Annotated in this window: 21 protein-coding genes; 2 read left to right on the top strand and 19 right to left on the bottom strand. The window is 35.0% G+C overall.

Annotation, left to right across the window (positions count from 1 at the left end; all coding sequences use genetic code 11):
- Positions 1 to 267: 267 nt before the first annotated feature.
- The 11 genes from serS to FC86_RS01655 all read right to left on the bottom strand — a co-directional run bounded on the left by serS (position 268) and on the right by FC86_RS01655 (position 9,534).
- Entirely contained in the window at positions 268 to 1,542 is a 1,275-nt protein-coding gene (gene serS / locus FC86_RS01705) for a serine--tRNA ligase (RefSeq protein ID WP_056974306.1), read from the bottom strand.
- 280 nt (positions 1,543 to 1,822) lie between these two features.
- Positions 1,823 to 2,377, bottom strand: a complete 555-nt coding sequence (locus FC86_RS01700) for a GNAT family N-acetyltransferase (RefSeq protein ID WP_056974305.1) — start codon at positions 2,375 to 2,377, stop codon at positions 1,823 to 1,825.
- Between the two features lie 7 nt (positions 2,378 to 2,384).
- A complete protein-coding gene (locus tag FC86_RS01695) occupies positions 2,385 to 2,984 on the bottom strand; it encodes a TVP38/TMEM64 family protein (RefSeq protein ID WP_056974304.1) in 600 nt (199 codons plus the stop codon).
- A gap of 87 nt (positions 2,985 to 3,071) precedes the next feature.
- Positions 3,072 to 3,803 carry an MIP/aquaporin family protein gene (locus tag FC86_RS01690; RefSeq protein ID WP_056974303.1) on the bottom strand — a complete coding sequence of 244 codons (732 nt, stop codon included), beginning with the start codon at positions 3,801 to 3,803 and terminating at the stop codon, positions 3,072 to 3,074.
- Between the two features lie 115 nt (positions 3,804 to 3,918).
- Positions 3,919 to 4,653, bottom strand: coding sequence for an amino acid ABC transporter ATP-binding protein (locus FC86_RS01685; protein ID WP_056974302.1), 735 nt, complete (start codon positions 4,651 to 4,653; stop codon positions 3,919 to 3,921).
- Complete coding sequence (locus FC86_RS01680; RefSeq protein ID WP_420835996.1) at positions 4,646 to 5,320, bottom strand: amino acid ABC transporter permease; 675 nt, start codon at positions 5,318 to 5,320, stop codon at positions 4,646 to 4,648. Before FC86_RS01680 ends, FC86_RS01685 begins: the two co-directional genes overlap by 8 nt.
- Before the next feature lie 21 nt (positions 5,321 to 5,341).
- On the bottom strand, positions 5,342 to 6,148 hold the full coding sequence (locus FC86_RS01675; RefSeq protein WP_056974300.1) for an amino acid ABC transporter substrate-binding protein: 807 nt from the start codon (positions 6,146 to 6,148) through the stop codon (positions 5,342 to 5,344).
- Between the two features lie 282 nt (positions 6,149 to 6,430).
- The gene (locus FC86_RS01670; protein ID WP_056974299.1) at positions 6,431 to 6,973 is read right to left on the bottom strand and encodes a GNAT family N-acetyltransferase; all 543 of its coding nucleotides are present in this window, start codon (positions 6,971 to 6,973) and stop codon (positions 6,431 to 6,433) included.
- Between the two features lie 225 nt (positions 6,974 to 7,198).
- Positions 7,199 to 8,212 carry a zinc-binding alcohol dehydrogenase family protein gene (locus FC86_RS01665; protein WP_236692278.1) on the bottom strand — a complete coding sequence of 338 codons (1,014 nt, stop codon included), beginning with the start codon at positions 8,210 to 8,212 and terminating at the stop codon, positions 7,199 to 7,201.
- Between the two features lie 35 nt (positions 8,213 to 8,247).
- Complete coding sequence (locus FC86_RS01660; protein WP_056974297.1) at positions 8,248 to 8,880, bottom strand: SDR family oxidoreductase; 633 nt, start codon at positions 8,878 to 8,880, stop codon at positions 8,248 to 8,250.
- A gap of 21 nt (positions 8,881 to 8,901) precedes the next feature.
- The gene (locus FC86_RS01655; protein ID WP_056974296.1) at positions 8,902 to 9,534 is read right to left on the bottom strand and encodes an SDR family oxidoreductase; all 633 of its coding nucleotides are present in this window, start codon (positions 9,532 to 9,534) and stop codon (positions 8,902 to 8,904) included.
- 128 nt (positions 9,535 to 9,662) lie between these two features.
- Here FC86_RS01655 and FC86_RS01650 point away from each other — a divergent pair, with 128 nt between their 5' ends.
- Positions 9,663 to 11,042, top strand: coding sequence for a PTS transporter subunit EIIC (locus FC86_RS01650; RefSeq protein WP_056974295.1), 1,380 nt, complete (start codon positions 9,663 to 9,665; stop codon positions 11,040 to 11,042).
- A gap of 29 nt (positions 11,043 to 11,071) precedes the next feature.
- On the opposite strand, the gene FC86_RS01645 is transcribed toward FC86_RS01650, so the two are convergent.
- The 7 genes from FC86_RS01645 to opp3b all read right to left on the bottom strand — a co-directional run bounded on the left by FC86_RS01645 (position 11,072) and on the right by opp3b (position 17,441).
- Complete coding sequence (locus FC86_RS01645) at positions 11,072 to 11,884, bottom strand: DUF368 domain-containing protein (protein WP_056974294.1); 813 nt, start codon at positions 11,882 to 11,884, stop codon at positions 11,072 to 11,074.
- A gap of 120 nt (positions 11,885 to 12,004) precedes the next feature.
- Entirely contained in the window at positions 12,005 to 12,136 is a 132-nt protein-coding gene (locus tag FC86_RS06690) for a hypothetical protein (RefSeq protein ID WP_269082353.1), read from the bottom strand.
- Between the two features lie 116 nt (positions 12,137 to 12,252).
- Positions 12,253 to 13,395, bottom strand: coding sequence for a low temperature requirement protein A (locus FC86_RS01640; protein WP_056974293.1), 1,143 nt, complete (start codon positions 13,393 to 13,395; stop codon positions 12,253 to 12,255).
- A 63-nt stretch (positions 13,396 to 13,458) separates the two neighbouring features.
- The gene (locus tag FC86_RS01635) at positions 13,459 to 14,403 is read right to left on the bottom strand and encodes an ABC transporter ATP-binding protein (RefSeq protein WP_056974292.1); all 945 of its coding nucleotides are present in this window, start codon (positions 14,401 to 14,403) and stop codon (positions 13,459 to 13,461) included.
- Positions 14,396 to 15,454 carry an ABC transporter ATP-binding protein gene (locus tag FC86_RS01630; protein ID WP_056974291.1) on the bottom strand — a complete coding sequence of 353 codons (1,059 nt, stop codon included), beginning with the start codon at positions 15,452 to 15,454 and terminating at the stop codon, positions 14,396 to 14,398. The genes FC86_RS01635 and FC86_RS01630 overlap by 8 nt, the downstream gene beginning before the upstream one ends.
- Before the next feature lie 5 nt (positions 15,455 to 15,459).
- Positions 15,460 to 16,497, bottom strand: coding sequence for an ABC transporter permease (locus tag FC86_RS01625; protein ID WP_056974290.1), 1,038 nt, complete (start codon positions 16,495 to 16,497; stop codon positions 15,460 to 15,462).
- Positions 16,498 to 16,499: 2 nt separating this feature from the next.
- Entirely contained in the window at positions 16,500 to 17,441 is a 942-nt protein-coding gene (gene opp3b, locus FC86_RS01620) for an oligopeptide ABC transporter permease (protein WP_056974289.1), read from the bottom strand.
- Between the two features lie 83 nt (positions 17,442 to 17,524).
- Here opp3b and FC86_RS06710 point away from each other — a divergent pair, with 83 nt between their 5' ends.
- The gene (locus FC86_RS06710) at positions 17,525 to 17,863 is read left to right on the top strand and encodes a DUF3899 domain-containing protein (protein ID WP_082618819.1); all 339 of its coding nucleotides are present in this window, start codon (positions 17,525 to 17,527) and stop codon (positions 17,861 to 17,863) included.
- 68 nt (positions 17,864 to 17,931) lie between these two features.
- Here FC86_RS06710 and FC86_RS01615 read toward each other — a convergent pair whose 3' ends face one another.
- On the bottom strand, positions 17,932 to 19,575 hold the full coding sequence (locus tag FC86_RS01615) for a peptide ABC transporter substrate-binding protein (RefSeq protein ID WP_056974288.1): 1,644 nt from the start codon (positions 19,573 to 19,575) through the stop codon (positions 17,932 to 17,934).
- Positions 19,576 to 19,684 lie beyond the last annotated feature (109 nt).

Raw genomic sequence — 19,684 nt, 5'->3', positions numbered from 1 at the left:
ACTATACCATGTTATCTTTCGCTTTGCAACTCTTTTTTAAATCTTTTTTGATTTGTCTGATTTGCTTAGCTATCGCTTTTCAACAACAAAGACTATAATAGCATTTATTAAGTTGTCTTGCAACACTTTTTTTAAATATTTTTTGATTTGTTTATTTCGCGTTGCGTCGTTATTTAACGACAAAAACTATATTACCATGGCGTACTGACTTCGTCAATACTTTTGTTATGATTCTATAAAAAAAGAAGCCCAAAGGCTTCTTTTTCATTATTTGATAACTTCTACACCATTCATATAAGGAACTAACACCTTAGGAACGGTAATACTACCATCTTCATTTTGATAGTTTTCTAAAATAGCTGCAACAGTACGGCCTACTGCTAAACCGGATCCGTTCAAGGTATGAACATATTGAATCTTACCTTCTTCATCACGGTAGCGAATTTGTGCACGGCGTGCTTGGAAGTCAGTACAATTTGAACAACTTGAAATTTCACGATAAGTGTTTTGTGCAGGCATCCATACTTCTAAGTCGTAAGTCTTAGCTGAAGTGAAACTCGCATCCCCTGTTGATAATGCAACAACATGATAAGGTAACTCAAGTTTTTGTAATAGACTTTCAGCATCTTTTGTCAATTTTTCAAGTTCATTCCATGACTCTTCAGGCTTGGTAAATTTAACCATTTCTACCTTATTAAATTGATGCAGACGAATTAAACCACGTGTATCACGTCCAGCACTTCCTGCTTCTGATCTAAACGCTGGTGTTAAGGCTGTAAAGTATGTTGGTAATTGATCATCACTCAAAATCTCGTGTGAGTAGTAGTTAACTAGAGGGACTTCGGCCGTTGGAATTAATGTTAATGGACGTTCCCCATCTATAATAGTATAAACATCTTCAGTAAATTTAGGAAATTGACCTGTCCCTGTCATCGCTTCATTGTTTGCTAAGTATGGTGGGATGACCTCTTCATAACCTTCTTTTGCATGTTCATCTAAGAAAAAGTTGTAGATAGCTCTTTCAAGTCTAGCTCCTAATCCTTTGTAATACAAGAAACGACTTTCGGCAACTTTTGCACCACGTTCAAAATCTAAAATACCTAAACCTTCACCTAATTCATAATGTGCTTTAGGTTCATAATTAAATTTTGCTGGTTCATGCCATTTGCGTAATTCAACATTGTCATCTTCACTTTCACCAACTGGGACAGATTCTTCTGGAAAGTTAGGTAGACGTAATAGGATATCAGTTGTTTCTTCTGATAATTGACTGAGTTGTTCATCTAATGATTTGATTTCTTGTCCAACTTGTTTCATGTCAGCAATTTCTTGTGTTGCATCTTCTTTTTGACGTTTCTTTTGTGCAATTTGTTCAGATACTTGATTTCTTTGCTTTTTCAATTCTTCACTTTTAACAATCATTTGACGACGGTTTTCATCTAATTGTAGTAAGTGGTCAATTTGTTCTGCTTTAATACCTCGTGTCCCTAAACGTTCTTTAGCCCATTCAGGATTTTGACGGATTCTTTTAATATCTAACATCTTTAACAACTCCTAATTTTTTGTATAAAAAAAGACCGTATCCGTTAAAGGGACGAATCGGTCAATTCGCGGTGCCACCCAGATTTAGCTAAAAGCTACACTCATTAGTGACAATAACGCTGTCTGGCGTATGGCATTACCCATCCACTTTACGAAATCGGAAAAAGACACTGTTTACTTTCAGCAAAACGTAAACTCTCTGTACTCGGTCTATAAATTTCGACGTGTTTTAATTATTTATTAATCTTATTATATTAAAAAAGAAAATTAAATTCAACTATTATCTACTCAAAGTCATATATTGTGATTGCGTTAATCGATAATAATTCTCCACTGACTCAAACAAGTCTCCTATAAATGATGTTAGCTGTGAATAATCGAGTTGATACATATAGTTAAAACCTAATTTTTTAAGTAAATGCTGACAGCCTTCATTGTCAATATAACAAGCAGCCCACACCTCTAATTGGTTTAAATCTTTAAATAAGTAGTCAATCATTCGAGATAAAACTTCAGTCATTATTCCTTGACCCCAAAAACTTTGATCAACTAAAAACCCGACTTCTTTTGTTCTATCTAAACCTGATGTTTCATCAATACCGCGTTCGTTGATTTCAAAAACGCCGATTACTTCATGCGTTTTTTTTGACTCTATCGCAAATGTCAGCGAACTCTTCATGTAAGTTTTGCACAGATTGACAGCATCTTGTCTTGTTTTAACATCTGGGTATCCGGCTCTTTTTTTGTAAACCGGATTTTGTCCCCATTTGTACAAGACTTCACTATCTTCTAATTCAAACGTTCTTAATTTTGTTTGTTTTGTTTCTAAACTCACGCGATTTCTAGCCTCCAAACAATTGCATAATCCACTTAATCACTTGATCCAGTGCCAAACTGTAAACCAAAATCGTCCATGGCTTCAGTAAGATAATAACCATTAAAAACTTCTTGAATGACATTTTGGTTAGACCTGCAATCAAACACAATAAATCATCAGGTGCTACTGGAAATAAAATGGCCAAAGCAAAGAACCAGTCAAAAGCCCTTTGATTTTTCACTTTACCAATATATTTATTATATGTCTTTTCAGATACTATTTTCAAAATAAATTCTTTTCCATAATAACGAGCTAAAAAGAAATTGATGATAGAACCAATTCCTATTCCAATATAATTATACCAAAATCCCCAAAACGGGCCAAAGAATACAACGCCTACAACCAGCGTTATACCGCCTGGAATAACTGGAAATACAACTTGAATAATTTGAATTAAGATAAAAATAAATGGACCTGTCACTTGTTTGTCAGATAAGTAGGCTTGCATTGCTTCTTGAGAGTTAAAAATCCCAAGAGAATACCAGTACCAACCCAAACCTATAAAAATAATAATAGAGATAACTGTTGCGATATTAATTAGTCTTCTTGATGTTTTTGCAGACATAAAAATCCCCCTTACCAAGTATAAGGATAACATGTTGTTATCTTTGAAATACTCAGCAAAGGGGACTTATTACTAATTTTTAATTAATTAAAAAATAAGATGGAATAAGTAAACTGCTAAAATAGCAGCTACAGTTGGGGCAACTACTGGCACCCAAGCATAATCCCAACGAGATGTTCCTTTATTTTTTAAAGGTAGGATTGCGTGTAGAATACGTGGACCAAGGTCACGAGCTGGGTTTAACCCAGGACCCGTTGTTCCACCTAGTGAAGTTACTAACGCAGCTACTAAAAATCCTAAACCAATAGCAACAAAAGCTGTACTTGATTGAGTCATTTTTGCGTGGTTAGCCATTGTTAAAGCTGCAAAGAATAAAACAAAACTACCCACAAACTCACTGATAAAACCGCTCAATTTACTTTCAGTCTTTTCACGTGTAGAGAAAATACCATAAATAGCGTCAGCACTAGTTGTTTTTCTCAAGTACGGTAAGTAAAGACCCACAACAAGAAGTTGTCCAATAATTGCACCCACAAATTGTGCAACAATAAAGTAGAACGCTTTATCAAGTGGTGTAATACCGTTTACAAATTCTCCAATAACCATAGCTGGATTAATGATAGCTCCAGAAACAGATTTAAACATTAGAGCAGGTATCATAACACCGATACCAAATCCCCATGCAATTAAAAACCATGACCCTTTGTGGCCATTTGTACCTTTTAATTCAACGTTTGCAACAGCTCCGTTACCTAAGGCAACCATAAAAGCTGTTCCAATAACTTCCGCAATAATTTGCGTCCAAAGCGAATATTCCATTTACGTATAAACTCCTCTAAAAAAAATAATTAAACAGACCTATATAGCTTATAAGAGTTTTTTACAAAATGCAACAAAAAAACACACATTGTCGTGTGATTTTTTAAATTTTTTATTAAGACATCATTTTTTTAGTGAAATTTTTAATACGTTCGTTTTTGCTACTAAAGAATCCTTCAGCCAGTCCATAGTAATTAACTTGACCATCTTCAAGAAACAATATATGATCTGCAATTTCTTTTGCAAAGTTCAAATTATGAGTGACAACAATTTGTGAGTTGCGTTTTTTTGCTAAATCTTTAATTACTTTTAACACTTCACCTTCTAGTTCTGGATCTAGTGCACTGGTTGGTTCGTCATATAAAATAAATTCCGGTTCCATCGCTAACGCCCTTGCAATTGCTACACGCTGTTGCTGTCCACCTGACAATTCATTTGGAAATGAATCTGCTTTTTGAGCTAATCCAACTTGTTCAAGTAATACTTTAGCTTTTTCTGTCGCTGCAGTTTTTGATTGCTTTAGTACCTGTATAGGACCTTCAATTACATTCCCTAAGGCCGATAAGTGAGGGAATAGTTCGAAATTTTGAAAAACCATCCCAAAATTTTGACGATAATGACTGACTTCTTTTGCTGGATACTGCTTAGGGAATACAAAACTAGTTTGATTTAAATTCAAGGTCCCACTTGTTGGATAGTTCAATAAGTTAATCGTTCGAAGTAACGTTGACTTACCCGATCCAGAGGGGCCAACAATAACCGTGGTTTGGTTCTCATTAAAATCAGCAGAAAAATCTTTTAATACTTGTTGCTGATCAAATGAAACATTAATATCTTTTAAACTAAGCATGTGTATTGCCTCCTACATGTTTTGTTGTTCTTTTTTCTAAGTAACTTTGGATTCCAACTAAAATTGTTGAAATCATTAAATAGAAGAAAGCAACTACAATATACATAATTAAAGGCTGATAAGTTCTAGCAGCAACACGTTGTGAAACTAAGAACATCTCAACTAATGTAATACTTGCAGCAAGCGAAGTCCCCTTAACCAAACTAATCAATTCATTAAAAAGTGGTGGCAAAGCAATTCTGAAAGCCTGCGGTGCAATAATACGTTGCAAAATTTTCAAACGTGACATACCTAGTGACCTTGCGGCATCCCATTGCCCATTTGAAATTGACAAAATAGCGGCTCTAATTGCTTCAGAAGCATATGCCCCACTGTTTAGCCCAAACGTAATAACAGCAGCAGTCCAAGCATCAAGCGTCAATCCTAGACTTGCTAATCCAAAATAAGCAATGAAAAGTTGGACAATCAAAGGTGTTCCTCTAAAAATCCACACATACGTTGCAAAAACAAACCGTAAAATACGACTGTTTGATATCCTCGAGACAGCTGTTATTCCTGCGATTATTAAAGCTAAGATAAACGATACAATAGTTAATGGTATCGTAACTTGTAAACCTGCAATAAATATCGGTCCTAATGCTTGCCTGACCATATCAATAATTGACATTAAATCCATACTAACCTTCTTCTATCCTTGTGTAATATCTTTATTAAAGTATTTTTCTGAAATTGATTTCAATGTGCCATCTTGTTTAAGTTGTGTCAAAACTTCATCGACTTGCTTAACTAAATCTTCTTGTCCCTTTTGGAACATCGCAGCTGATGGTGTTGAATCTTTGACTTGATTGACAATTTTGATATTTGCATTTGGATTTTGTTTTAAGTAATCGTAAAATGATACATCACTATTTAACGTTGCATCTGCACGTCCTTGCGCTACTAAATCAGCTGCTTTACTAAAGCCATCCGTGCTGACTAAAGTTGCCCCGTAGCTTTCTGCTCTTGAACCATAGTTTGAAGTTAATGATTGAGCACTTCTTTTACCTTTTAAATCGGCAAAGTCTTTGATATCGTTGTTATCTTTTGCAACAATTAACGCTGCTCTAGAATATGAGTAAGGAGCTGTAAATAGGAAGTTTTTTTGACGTTCGGGTGTTATTCCAACTTGGTTGAAAACAACGTCAGTTTTCTTAGCATTGAAAGCTGCAAGCATTGCATCCCATGGTGCATCTTCAAACTTCACTTGATAGCCTAGCTTTGAAAAAACAGCTTTGGCAACATCTACATCAAAGCCAACTAATTCATTTTTTTCGTTAAAATATGAAAAAGGAGCATATGTCCCCTCTGTTCCGACCGTAATAACTTTTTGACCCGATTGACTGGTACCAGACTGATCAGACTGTGAATTTCCTTTCGTAGCGTTAACGCCGATAGCAACTGCTACAATTGCAACAATTGCGATTATTAAACCGATAATACCATTTCTTTTATTCATAATAGCTTCTCCTTCAAAAAATAAGTTGCACGCAACTAAAACCCCATAAATAAAAAGGACAGGCTAAGCCTGTCCTTTTCTAGTAATAAAACTTAAAGATAGGGAGTCTTAGCTACGACAAATTGTTTGGTCTTGTTCGTTGTTTTGCATTTGACACATGGACATTGAACAACAGTATTTTGTCATAACTAATGATTCTCCCTTCATAACTGATTTACTTATTAATTGTAACTATAGTTTATATTTAAACTTTTCTCAGCTATAAAGTCAACTCTTTTTTAATTAAATTCTCACTCTTGTTAATAATTGGTAAGCAACACGGTCATTATCAGCAACTTCTGGAAGATAAATCATGCCCACTTCTTCATATCCAGCACGCATGATTGTCTTTCTCATTGCAATATTTTTAGGATGAGTGTCGATTCTTAAATCGTGATACTCTAATTCATTTGCTTGAGCTTGTAGCATCTCTAAAAATCTCAATCCAATTCGTTTACCCTTAACAGAAGAATCAACCACAACACGATGCACAATCATATAGTTTGATTCAACATGGTTGTTGAAATTAACTTCTGAACCTTCTTCGTAAACTTTATCTGGACATGAGCTTAGCGCTGCATATCCTATAATTTTTGAGTCTAGGTCCTCATCGACTAAAACATATCCCTCACCGTGATTAATATCATTTTCAAAATCACTAGTTAACGGATACTTCCCATCGTGCCATTGAGGAATCTGCCTCTCGGCAAGTACCTTGATTGCAGAATTGATTAAATTCATAACGGTTGGTAAATCTGCCATAGTGGCTTGTCTGATAGATAGCATAATTCCCTCCTTGAAAATCATAAAAGTTTTTTGTCTTTAAGAATATAACGTGATTAACATAAAATCGTCAATAAATTTTATTTTTTGTTTTTTTTATTATATTTTTAAAAGAGCTAAACATTGATTTAACAGAGTTTCTAGCTTTTGAAAAATTACTACTTTTTCATGTTTTTTTCATGTTACTTTTGATGGAACACATGAAAAAAACACGTTTAAAAACGTGTTTTATAATTCAATTACCAATTTTCCAATCATCTGACGGGTTTCTAAAACAGCATGTGCTTGCTGAATATTTTCAACAGTTAATCCCGTTAAAGTCTGTGTTAATGGGGACTTGAGTTCTTTGTTATCTATCCATTGTGCAATTTGGTGTAGTGCTTGATGTTGTGAATTTAGATTTTGAGTCTTATAAAATGATTTTGTAAAGACAGATTCAAAACTCAAACTTAAGCTTTTTGACTTAAAGTCTTCACTATCAACAGTTAATTGTCCATCACCTACGGTACAAAGACGACCATTTGGAGCTAACAATTCAATTACTTCATCAAAATGACTGTCTAAACCATGTAAATCCAAAACATAATCAAATTCATATGCGGCGGGTCCTAGTAATTCACATTCGTCTACTAAATTGTGATGATGATTAATAACCGCATCAGCACCCATTGATTCAACCCATTGTCTGGTTTCATCTCTTGAAGCACTTGCGACAACATTTAACCCGGCAATTTTAGCTAGTTGGATTGCCATTGAACCAACACCACCTGCACCATTCAAAATCAAAATAGATTGCTTGGTTTTTGAATGCATTGGAATTGCTAGTCGTTCAAACAACGCTTCATAAGCAGTCAAGCTCACCAACGGCAAAGCAGCAGCTTCACTAAGTGAAACAGATTGTGGCACATGAGATGCCATTTTAGGATCTACTACTTGGAACTGAGCATTGCTACCCGGCTTAATCTTTGAATTAAGGTAATAAATTTGATCACCGACTTGATAATCACTGACGGCTTTACCGACCTCAACAACTTCTCCAACACCATCAAAGCCTAAAATACGTGGGCGTTTAATGGCTTGTCGAAGCCCCATACGAATTTTAGTATCAATTGGATTAACTGAGAACGCTTTAATTTGAACTAATAGCTCATCTTCGCTTGGATGCGGAACCTCAGTTTCAAAAGCGACTAAACTTTCTGGATTTGTGATGGGTAATGACTCTTTAACACCTATTGCTTGCATATTACTCACGGCAAAATAACCTCTTATCTTGTTAATTATAGGTCAGCAATGGCTTGTGAAATTGGTGTTTCACCATCAGACAAGTCAATTGTTTGATGGTTAATCGCATTATTTCTAACAACTTCAGCTAAAAATTCTGCGACACTTTCACGACTAATTTCAGATTGCAGCCCTTTGCGACCTACATTAATCAGACCATCTGAAGAGGTATCTGTCAAGGCTGTTGGTTGCGCAATCACATAGTCTAAGTCTGTTTGTCTCAACCATTCATCAGCATAGTGTTTTGAAATATAGTAATCGTGTAGTGCTTGACCAGGGAATGTTTCAGGACGATCTGCGTTAACCGCACTCACCATAATATAACGCTTAATACCAGCTTCTTTAGCAGCTGTCATCGTTTTAACTGCGCCATCTAGGTCAACTTTCAAGACATCTTTACCTGCCGATCCTGCCGCAAAGATAATCGCTTCACTTCCCTTGAAAGCTTCAGCCATTTGGGCAGCATCTTGATGTAAGTTAAATTCCACATAATTTACATTGTCAGCTTCAACTAAAGACTGTGTTTTAGGGTCACGAACACCTGCAATCACTTCATCTTGCTTTTGAGATAATTTTTGAACAACATGACGACCTACGCGACCATTTGCACCTACTACAAAAATTTTCATATTATTTTCCTCCTGATTACTTTATAAATCTGAAATAACTTCATGAATAGCTTCATCACCATTAGAGATATCGACCGTTAATCGATTAGCGCTTTGCTTTCTAACTACTTGAGCTAAGAATTCTGCAACATCTTCACGGCTAATATCATCTGATAATTTAGCATAATCAGATGATATTTCACCGGTTGCTGGTTTGTCACTTAATGTGACTGGCTGTACAATAACATAATCTAAATCTGTTTGTTTTAACCATTCATCAGCGTAATGCTTACCAATGTAATAATCATGTAAGGATTGACCCGGCCATGTCTCTGGATGGTCTGCATTGACAGCACTAACCATAATGTAACGCTTGATACCTGCTTTTTCAGCTGCTTTCATTGTCTTAACAGCACCATCTAAGTCAACTTTAGCAACATCTTTGCCAGCTGATCCTGCAGTAAATATAACTGCATCACTATTTGAAAAAGCCTCAACCATCTGATTAATGTCTTGATGCAAGTTAAAGGGTACGTAGGCTACATGATCATGCCTTAAAATGGACTGTGTTTTTGGATCTCTAACACCAGCTAAAACATCATCATCTTTTTGGATTAACTTATTGACAACATGACGACCGACACGGCCATTTGCACCTGCTACAAATACTTTCATTTATAAAACTCCTTCACTTCTTTTTTGTAAGTAATAGTATAACACATCTTTTTTTATTGGCCAAACCGACTACATTTACGTTAAAATTTAGTTAAGACTATTTAAAATTTTTTAAAAGGAGTGCTCAAATGAACAAATTGAGTCAAGAACTATTCTCACTAATTGGTGGTAAGAATAAGCTGACAGCCTTAGGACATCGAAAAGATTCTCTATTTTTTGATTTAGAAAGTGTCCCTGAAGTTGAAAAGCTTGAAAAATTGCCACATGTTAAATCAGCTACTGTTGAAAAGAACCACGTTTCTTTAAAAACTAATAAAGAAGCAACGGCTCTTTACTATGAATTGCTAGATGACCCCGATGAAACACAAAGCAAACCCAATCTATTCAATCGCTTACTTGATACTTTATCAGGTATCTTCATGCCTATCTTAGGATTCTTAGCTGCAACAGGGATGCTAAAAGGGTTGATGTCGGCGTTATCTGCTTTAAAACTAATGGACAGTCATAGTGGTACTTACCAAGTATTATATGCTATTTCTGATGGCTTCTTCTATTTTCTACCTATTGTTTTAGGATATAGCGCTTCAAAAAGGTTTAAAACCTCACCACTTATCGGTATTACAATTGGTGCAACGTTAACTTATCCTAGTATTGTTCAAATGGCTAGCCCAGAATCTGCTACGCCTTTATTTACACTATTTGCAAATACACCACTTCAGACACACGTTTTTGATACGTTCTTTGGAATTCCATTAATCATGGTTAACTACACCAGTTCAGTTATTCCTGTAATTGTAGGGGTTTTATTAGCTTCAAAACTTGAAAAATTCTTTACGAAATGGATTCCAGAAATCATCCAAAACTTTATTGTGCCATTTTGTACATTGATTATTACCATTCCACTTATATTTTTAATCATTGGGCCATTAACAACCTGGCTTTCTCAAGGAATGGGCTGGATTATTCAAACACTTGTCCAATTAAACCCTGCTATTGCTGGTTTAGTGCTGGGTGTACTTTGGCAGCCACTAGTTGTTCTTGGACTTCATTGGGGAATTATTCCAATTGCTTTTATCAACATTGCAACTGTTGGACAAGATCCAATTATGGCCTTAACTTTTGCAGCACTTTATGCTCAAATTGGAGCTGTTTTGGGAGTTATGCTTAAAACAAAAGATAAAAAATTCAAAGCTCTTAGTTTATCCGCTTTTATCACTGGGGTATTTGGGATTTCAGAGCCTTCCATGTTTGGAGTTACCATTCCAACTAAAAAGCCGTTTGTTATCAGTATGATTGGTGCTGGTATTGGTGGCTTAATTATGGGATTATTCAATACACTTGTTTATACTGTTGGTGTTCTTGGATTTTTCACTTTCCTAACATATATTCCAAATGACGGTAATTTAACAGGATTATTTGCGGCTATCGCTGCTTGTGCTGTTGCCTTTATTTTTAGCTTTATCGTGTCATATATTGTTTATACTGACAAAGATAAACCCACTGTTTAACCCTTATCAAAAAAGCTTAGGTCACTAACCTAAGCTTTTTCTTTTTGATCTAATTTTGTCATCAAATACGCAATGCCAATCCCAACTAAAAATAAACCCGCACAACTGATAATCGTCACAACATCATATGTGACGTTAAGTGGAATAATCACAATAGTTGAAGCAATGACGACACCAATTATGAAGTTGAATAATCTTGAATGATAGTTTTGAAGGATTAAATTAACTAATTTAGATAATGTTACCAAACTCAAAATACCACCGATTGCTAAAGGAATTACAATCCCTAAATCAAAAGTCTTCAACCCATCTGTCATCGGTTGATACATCCCCATATAAATTAAAAAGTTAGAAGGACTTAATCCTGGAATGATCACACCTAAACCAATCAAAAAGCCTGATAGAATCCAAGTAAAGAAATTCTGAGGTATTTGACTAAATAATCCCTGTCCAAAAATCAAGAATACCGTCATAATCAATGCTGTAGTAATTAATATAATCGTATCAGCTGTTGTTCGTTTAGTTTGCTCGGTTGATTGTCGAAATAAAGTTGGTAATGTCCCAACAATAGCACCTATAAATACCCACAGCATTTGGTATTCATATTTAGCTAGGGCTACACTCATCAACAATGAAAAAACAACAATACCTAAAATACCACCTATACCAAGTGGTAAAAAAAACAACACATTTTGCTTGAAGTTTTTTCGTATGTTGGCTAAAAATGTAATCACACGTTCATAAACACCAAACACGACTGCTAATGTGCCACCACTAATTCCAGGTAAGATAAATCCGGAGCCAATGAGCATCCCTTTAAATACACGTAAAAACCAATCCATATAATTCTCCCATCAGAAATATGATAACTATTATTTTACGTTATTTTACAGCTAATGCCGATAGTCTTTATCATTTTTTAAATAAAAAAAGATGATCTCCCAACTTTGGTTGATCATCTTTTAAGCACTAAGTGTGTGATTTAACTTTTCTACGGCTTCTTCAATTGTAGCGCCATCAGCATGATTGCCTTTGACATCACTAACTGTGAAAACCTGTGTTAATGTATTAAGTTGAACTTTATGTTGTAACATATTACTAGTACTCCCTTCAAAAATATAAAAGTACGAAAGGCTAGTAGCGAAATATTATCCCTTATACTAACAGGTTTTATCCAAATGTCAACAACTAACAATCAAAATGGCCCATACTATTTAATGACGCTGTCTCTTGTCTTGATGTAATGAACTAAATGAATAGTCAATAAAATATCAATACCTAGTAATAATACCATCTTAGGCATTATCGTTAATCCCAAATAAACTGCTAATTCTACTCCTAAGTAGATATACGCTCTATGTCTATTTTTAGGCAACATTGCAATAGCTCGGATTAACCAAATCATTGTCATACTAGCAAATAGTGTCAAAACAAACAGTAATCTGATTCCTAATGATTCATGGCCCTCTAAAATCAGATGTAATGCTATTCCACTAGTCATAATTAAATAAATATCACCTAAAAACAGCAATCTCATAGCCAGCATTTTAACAGCAGACTTCACATTAATTTCTAAGTCACCCAAGATACTATAAAAAATTGCTGCAGCTGAAGAAATCAAAACTGCACTTAAAACAAATCCGACAATTTTTTCAGTATAAATAGGATATTTTAAACTAGTATAAAACCCAGCAATTACTTCTCCAAGCGTTATCATCATTATTAATCCATAACGCTCTATCAAAGAATCTTTTATAGCATAATCTAAACTATGTTCTTCGTACTCTTTTTTCATAATTGGTGATAATAAAAACAGTCCAAAATAATTTATCAATAAACTGATGATAACTATCACCTTAGCTGATTCTAAACTAGCAAAGTAACCACTACTTAAAAACAATAAAACCATCATATATAACAACGCACATGACAATGCAACTTGCCTATGGATTTTGTCAAAATAACTTACTATTAACCAAATGATAATCATTAATAACTCAATAGCCATGAAAGCAATAATAATATGGCTAAAATCACCTTCAACTGCTTCTGGAATAAAGAGTGTCGCTATTCCCGTCAGAATGATTTGAGAGTTCATAATAACAGTATTAATAACACCTAGATTCCCATGATCATCGAAATAAACAGAGGTCTCATTCCAACTCCATAAAAATAAAAAGAACAACACAGTTGTATTTAAAAAGTTCTCAATTGTAAAATGATGCACTAACCCCTCTGTCAAATCCAACAAAACAACTGTAAAAATTAAATCATAAAACAATTCTAACCAAGTGACACTTCGATTTTCAATATCCTCTGTAATCTTTCGTGGTCGCTTAAATAAATTTTCCATTTTCAATTACCCCCAACTTTCTCTCCTTCATCATAAAACAAAAATAAAAAAAGTAACAGCTCCCTAGCGGGATGCCATTACTTTTTTGTTCAATTTATCTTGATACATTTCAACTTCATCATCTGAACAATAGATAAAGTGTCCGGGTGTTATTTCCTGCATACGACGTTCTTTATCATCTTCAACAGGTTGATAACTAACACGCTGACGAGAGCGTTCATACTCAGGATCGGGCATTGGAATGGCAGAAAGTAAACTTTCTGTATAAGGATGAACACCGTTATAGTAAATTTCATCACTTGAAGCAACTTCAAGTAATTTACCGTGATGCATCACACCAATACGATCACTAATATGCTTAACCATAGATAAATCGTGAGCAATGAATAAGTAAGTTAACTTATGCTCTTTTTGTAAATCTTGCAACAAGTTCACAACTTGTGCTTGGATAGAAACATCAAGAGCTGAAATTGGTTCATCAGCTACAATAAATTTAGGATCAACAGCTAGCGCACGAGCAATCCCTATACGTTGTCTTTGCCCACCAGAAAATTCATGAGGATATCTTGTCGCGTGGTTAGGATTCAATCCCACAATTTCTAGTAATTCATTAACACGTTTAGTACGTTGTTCTTTGTTTTTAACTAGGTGGTTAATGTCTAACCCTTCAGCAATAATATCTTCAACTTTCATACGAGGATTTAAGGATGCATAAGGGTCTTGAAAAATCATTTGCACATTTCGACGGAAGCGACGCATATCCTCTTTTGATTTCAAAGCCAGCACATCTTGGCCATCAAAAGTCACTTCGCCGGACGTTGGATTTTCAAGACGCATAATACTACGACCAGTCGTTGACTTCCCACTTCCAGATTCACCAACTAAACCAAAAGTTTCTCCTTCATAAATGTGAAAGCTAATGTCATCAACAGCTTTAACTTCGTCTTTACGACCTACGTTAAAATATTGTTTTAAATTTTTAACATCAAGCAAAACTTTATTATTCATTATCTTTCACCTCTTTTGCGCGTTTTAATTCTTCAAATTTCTTCCAACGCTTTTGAATTTCTTCAGGCGGTGTCACTTCAGGTGCTTGAGGTGCTAGTAACCAAGTTGCCGCTTTGTGCGTTTTTGAAACTTCAAAGTAAGGGGGTTGTTGTTCTGCATCGATTTTTAAGGCGAATTCGTTACGAGGATAGAAAGCATCACCTTTTGGTGGTTGCAACAAATCAGGAGGCGTTCCTGGAATTGCGTAAAGACGAGAAGCCGAGCTTTCAATAGAAGGCATTGACCCTAGTAGTCCCCATGTATAAGGATGTCTTGGATTATAAAAAATTTCTTCTGCTGTCCCAATCTCCACAATTTTACCCGCATACATAACCGCTACACGGTCAGCAATATTAGCTACAACTCCCAAATCATGGGTGATAAAGACAATAGATGTTTTTACTTTTTTCTGCAAGTCTTTTAATAATTCAAGAATTTGGGCTTGAATTGTTACATCAAGAGCCGTTGTAGGTTCATCGGCAATCAAGACTTCTGGATTACAGATTAATGCAATTGCAATAACAATACGTTGTCTTTGTCCACCAGAAAATTGATGAGGATAATTCTTGAAACGATCTTTTGCATTGGGTAGTCCGACCATTTCAAGTAATTCTAAGGCCTTTTTGTAGGCTTCTTTTTTAGAAGCTTGATGATGAATCATCAAAGGCTCTGCCACTTGTTTTCCAATTGGCATTGTTGGATCTAGTGAGGTCATTGGATCTTGGAAAATCATTGAAATTTTACTACCACGTAGTTTACGCATTTCACCTTCACTTTTTTCCAGGATATTTTGACCATCAAATAAAATTTCACCGTTTTCAACATTAGCATTGCTTGCTAATAATTTCATTAAACTTCTTGTTGTTACTGATTTACCACTTCCGGATTCTCCTACGATTGCAAGCGTTTCTCCTTTTTTAAGGTCAAAACTAACATTACGAATGGCTTGAACTTTTCCGGCAAATGTATCAAAAGAAATTTCTAAATTTTTAACTTCTAACATTTTTTTCATTCTTGTCACTCTTTCATCTTAGGATCTAAAGCATCACGTAGTCCATCAGCTAATAGGTTAAATCCAATCATGATAATAGATAACACAATAGCTGGAATCCACATTTGGTAACCTAAATATTGCCATGTCTTGTAACCATCACTTAGTAACATACCTAGGGATGCACTTGGTGGTTGAATTCCTAGTCCAATGAAACTTAGGAAAGCTTCGAAAAAGATAGCTGATGGAATACTAAACATCATTTGAACAATAATTACGCTAGAGATATTTGGCAAAATATGTTTAAACGCAATTTTTGAACGACTTTCACCTAAGGAAGTTGCGGCAAGTACGAACTCTTGATCTTTTAATTTCAAGGTTTGTCCACGAACCACACGTGCCATTGGTACCCAGTTAGTAATCGCCATAGCAGCCACAATTGAAAATACACCTGGTTTTAATACAACTAGCATTAAAATCATTACAACTAGGTTAGGAATACCCGAAATAATTTCGAGAAACCGTTGCATAATATTATCAACGCGGCCTCCTAATAGCCCTGAAATCAATCCGTATGTTACACCAAAAATAATATCTAATGCTGCTGCTGCAAAAGCAATTAATAATGAAATTCTAGTCCCAACAAGCAATCGGCTCAATAAATCACGGCCTAAACTGTCAGTTCCTAAGAAATAATGCACACCCTCTGGAATACCAGCTTGAGCGTACTTATCAACTAATTGACCCCCAACCATTGCTTTACCGTTTAATCCGTTGATATCGATTCCCGGAAACTTGGGTGGTAAGTTAATATATTTCAAATTTTGTGCAGTTGGATCACTAGGTGACACAAAAATAGTAATGATAGCAATTAAAACAATAATTACTAGTAAACTTAAACTAATCATTGCGGCCTTATTCTTTTTAAGGCGACGCCATGAATCTTGTAAGAAAGTTAATGAAGGTGCAGAAATTTGTTCACGTTCATCTTTAGTATTTTTAGCTAAAGGTTGGAATTCAGAAGCAGGAATTTGCTCAATTTGCTTTAATTTTGCTTTAGTCATAATTAATCCTTGCTCCCTTCTGTAATACGAATTCTAGGGTCTACAATTCCGTAAAGAATATCGACAACTAAAATGATAAAAATTAGTAAAGCAGAGTACAAAATTGTAATTGCCATAATTGTTGGATAGTCGTTTGTGGTGATTGATTTAACAAACTGTTCACCGATACCTGGGATTGCAAAGATATTTTCGACAACAAGTGACCCTGTCATCAATGCTATAGCTAAAGGTCCAAGTAAAGTTAGCAATGGAATTAAACTATTTCTCAAAGCATGCTTGTAAACGATTTGCCAACGGCTTAATCCTTTAGCCCGTGCTAATTCAATATAATCACTGTGCAAGACTTCTACCATTTCAGTTCTAATGAAACGAGCTGAATCGGCAAGCGGTGACATTGCTAACGCAAGCATTGGCAAAATAGTATATGAAAAATCTTCCCACTTTGCAATTGGTAAAATACGAAGCTGTAATGCAAACACAAACTGTAATAAAACAGCAAACACAAAGTTAGGAATTGAACGTCCTAAAATTGCAATTAAAGTTGAACCAGTATCAATCCATGTATTTTGCTTCATAGCTGAAACAGCACCTAGTAAAGTTCCTACAACTGTCCCAAATAATAAAGCTTGGAATCCTAATTGTAATGATGGTGCGATTCTTCCTAATAATAAGGCTGACACAGATTGGTTCTTAAATTGATAAGATGTTCCAAAATCTAAGTGGAACATATTAACAATATAGTTGAAATATTGCACAATAACCGGTTTATCCAACCCGTTTTGACGGTTCAATTGGGCAACTTGATCGGGTGATAATTTTTCAATGTTTGAATATGGACTACCTGGCAGTAATTTCATCAAGAAAAATGTTATCGTGATGATAATTAGTAAGGTAATGACCATGTAGAACAAACGTTTAAAGAAATACTTCCAAAAACTACTCATGATTTTCCTCCTAAACTTTGACTTATTCATAGAAATTAGATAAATTTAACTACATATTGATAAAATGAAAGGTCCACATATTTATGAAGCTAAATAAATCTACTCTATGGATAAGTACGGTTGCGCTTTTCTTTTCACTCATCTTTTCGATTTGGCGAAATAATCTATCCTGGCTGCACTTATCAGATATACTTTTTATTATAAGTCTTTTTTTCCTAATTGTGGGAGGATTTTTATGGGTTTTTGCTTCTGGTTCTTTTGATTTCTTCCAGAAGTCATTACACCTAAAGCAAAAAACCAATTACGAATCCGAGTGGAAACTTTCCACAATTGGAAAAGAACACAAGTGGTTCTTTTTACAACCAGGAATCACGTTGTTAGTAATCAGTGTCATTTTTTTAATCATAGACACCCTCTTCTAACTTTTTTAAAACAGGCTGAGAATTTAATTCTCAGCCTGTTTTTTATTCAACTATTTAAAGTGCTTAAATTAGTTTTGAATTTCCACCCATTTATAATCAAATTGGGCACCTGCTGGATGTGACACAAGGTTTTTAACTTTTGAGTTAATCATATGTGCTTCAGCTTTTTGATAAAGTGGCGCAACACCTTGAGTATTCATCAATACTTTGTCTGCATTAACTAAGTCTTCAAAGCGTTTTTCTGCATTTCTTGCGTCTTGGCCAGAAGCTGCATTCACGTAGTTATCATATTCAGTATTGCTATATTGACCTCTATTGTATGAGTTTCCTGAAACAAATAAATCAGTAAAACTTGAAGCATCTAGATAATCTGCTCCCCAACCACTCAATAGAACATCAAAGTTACCGGCTGTTGAACGATCCAGACGAACAGAGAATGGAACAGGTGTTAAACTAACTTTTACACCGTCCAATGTTGATTGGATTGCATTTTGTAAGTATTCAATAACCTTTTTAGATGAATCTGCATCTGAAGATAAAATACTAAAGTTTAATGTAGAAATACCTAATTCTTGTTTAGCTTTATTCCAATATTCTTTAGCTTTTTGAGCATCAAATGAAACCAACTTACCAGCAGAAGCTGTAAAGTCTTTACCATCCGGTGAGGCCATTGTTGTCTTAGGTACAAGTCCTGTTGAGGCAATTGAGCCATCACCTAAGATAGAGCTTGTTAATGCATCACGGTCAATAGAATATGAAATTGCTTTACGTAAGTTTTCATTTCTAAACGGTGAACTTTCTGTACGTTGATTAAATTCTAAATAATTAGTTGATGCTTGAGGTACAGCTGTAAATGCTGGGTTATTTCTATTTTGTTGTGCTAATTCACCAGTTAAAATAACGTCATCAGCTTTGTCATCATTGAATAGATTCAATGATGTTGAAGCTTCCTTAACAACATTAACATTAATGTTTTCAACTTTTACGTTGCTGTTATCCCAGTATTGGTCATTCTTTTTATATGTCCAGTCTGTATCAGTACCTGGGCCAGAAAAATTAGTTAGTGTAAACGGACCGTTATACACAGCATTTTCACTTGTTGCAGCATAATCTTTACCATACTTGTCAACTACCGCTTGATTTTGTGGGAAAAATGTTGGAAAGGCAAGTAATCTTTCAAAATAAGGAGTTGGTTTATTTAACTTGATTTGTAGTTCATAATCGCCAACTGCTTTAATCCCAAGATCACTGACATCTTTTTTCCCTGCCGTGATGTCTTCAGCATTTTCAATAGGTGCAAATAAGTATGAGTACTGTGAAGCTGTCTTAGGATTTACAGTTCGTTGCCATCCATATACATAATCTTGTGCCTTCACTGCATCCCCATTTGACCATTTTGCATTTTGTCTTAACTTAAATGTATAAGTGAGACCGTCTTCTGACACTTGAGGTTTTTCAGAAGCTCCTGCTAATTCTAGGTTGTTGTCTTTATCTTGACGATACAACCCTTCATAAACATTATTTAAAGCTGTAAAACTGATTGTATCAGTTGCCAAAGATAAATCTGCTGTTGGCATTTCTTGTTGTACAACAACATTTAAATCTTTAGTACTACCTGAGCCTGATGTCTGAGTTCCTTTTCCCGTTGAACATCCGGACAATACTAAACTAGCTGTCATTAAAAACGCAGCCGCTGCCCATCTTTTTTTCATAATATAACGCTCCTTCGTCCATTAAAAAAATATTAATATACTTAAAATTATACCCGATTTTAAATTAAAAAATCAATAGTGATTTTTAATAATAAAGCCATTATGAGAC

The sequence above is a fragment of the Holzapfeliella floricola DSM 23037 = JCM 16512 genome, from assembly GCF_001436605.1.
In the GTDB taxonomy this organism is placed as follows: domain Bacteria; phylum Bacillota; class Bacilli; order Lactobacillales; family Lactobacillaceae; genus Holzapfeliella; species Holzapfeliella floricola.
Note: the sequence above shows the minus strand (reverse complement) of the source record. Positions and strands in the feature narration are given on the sequence as shown.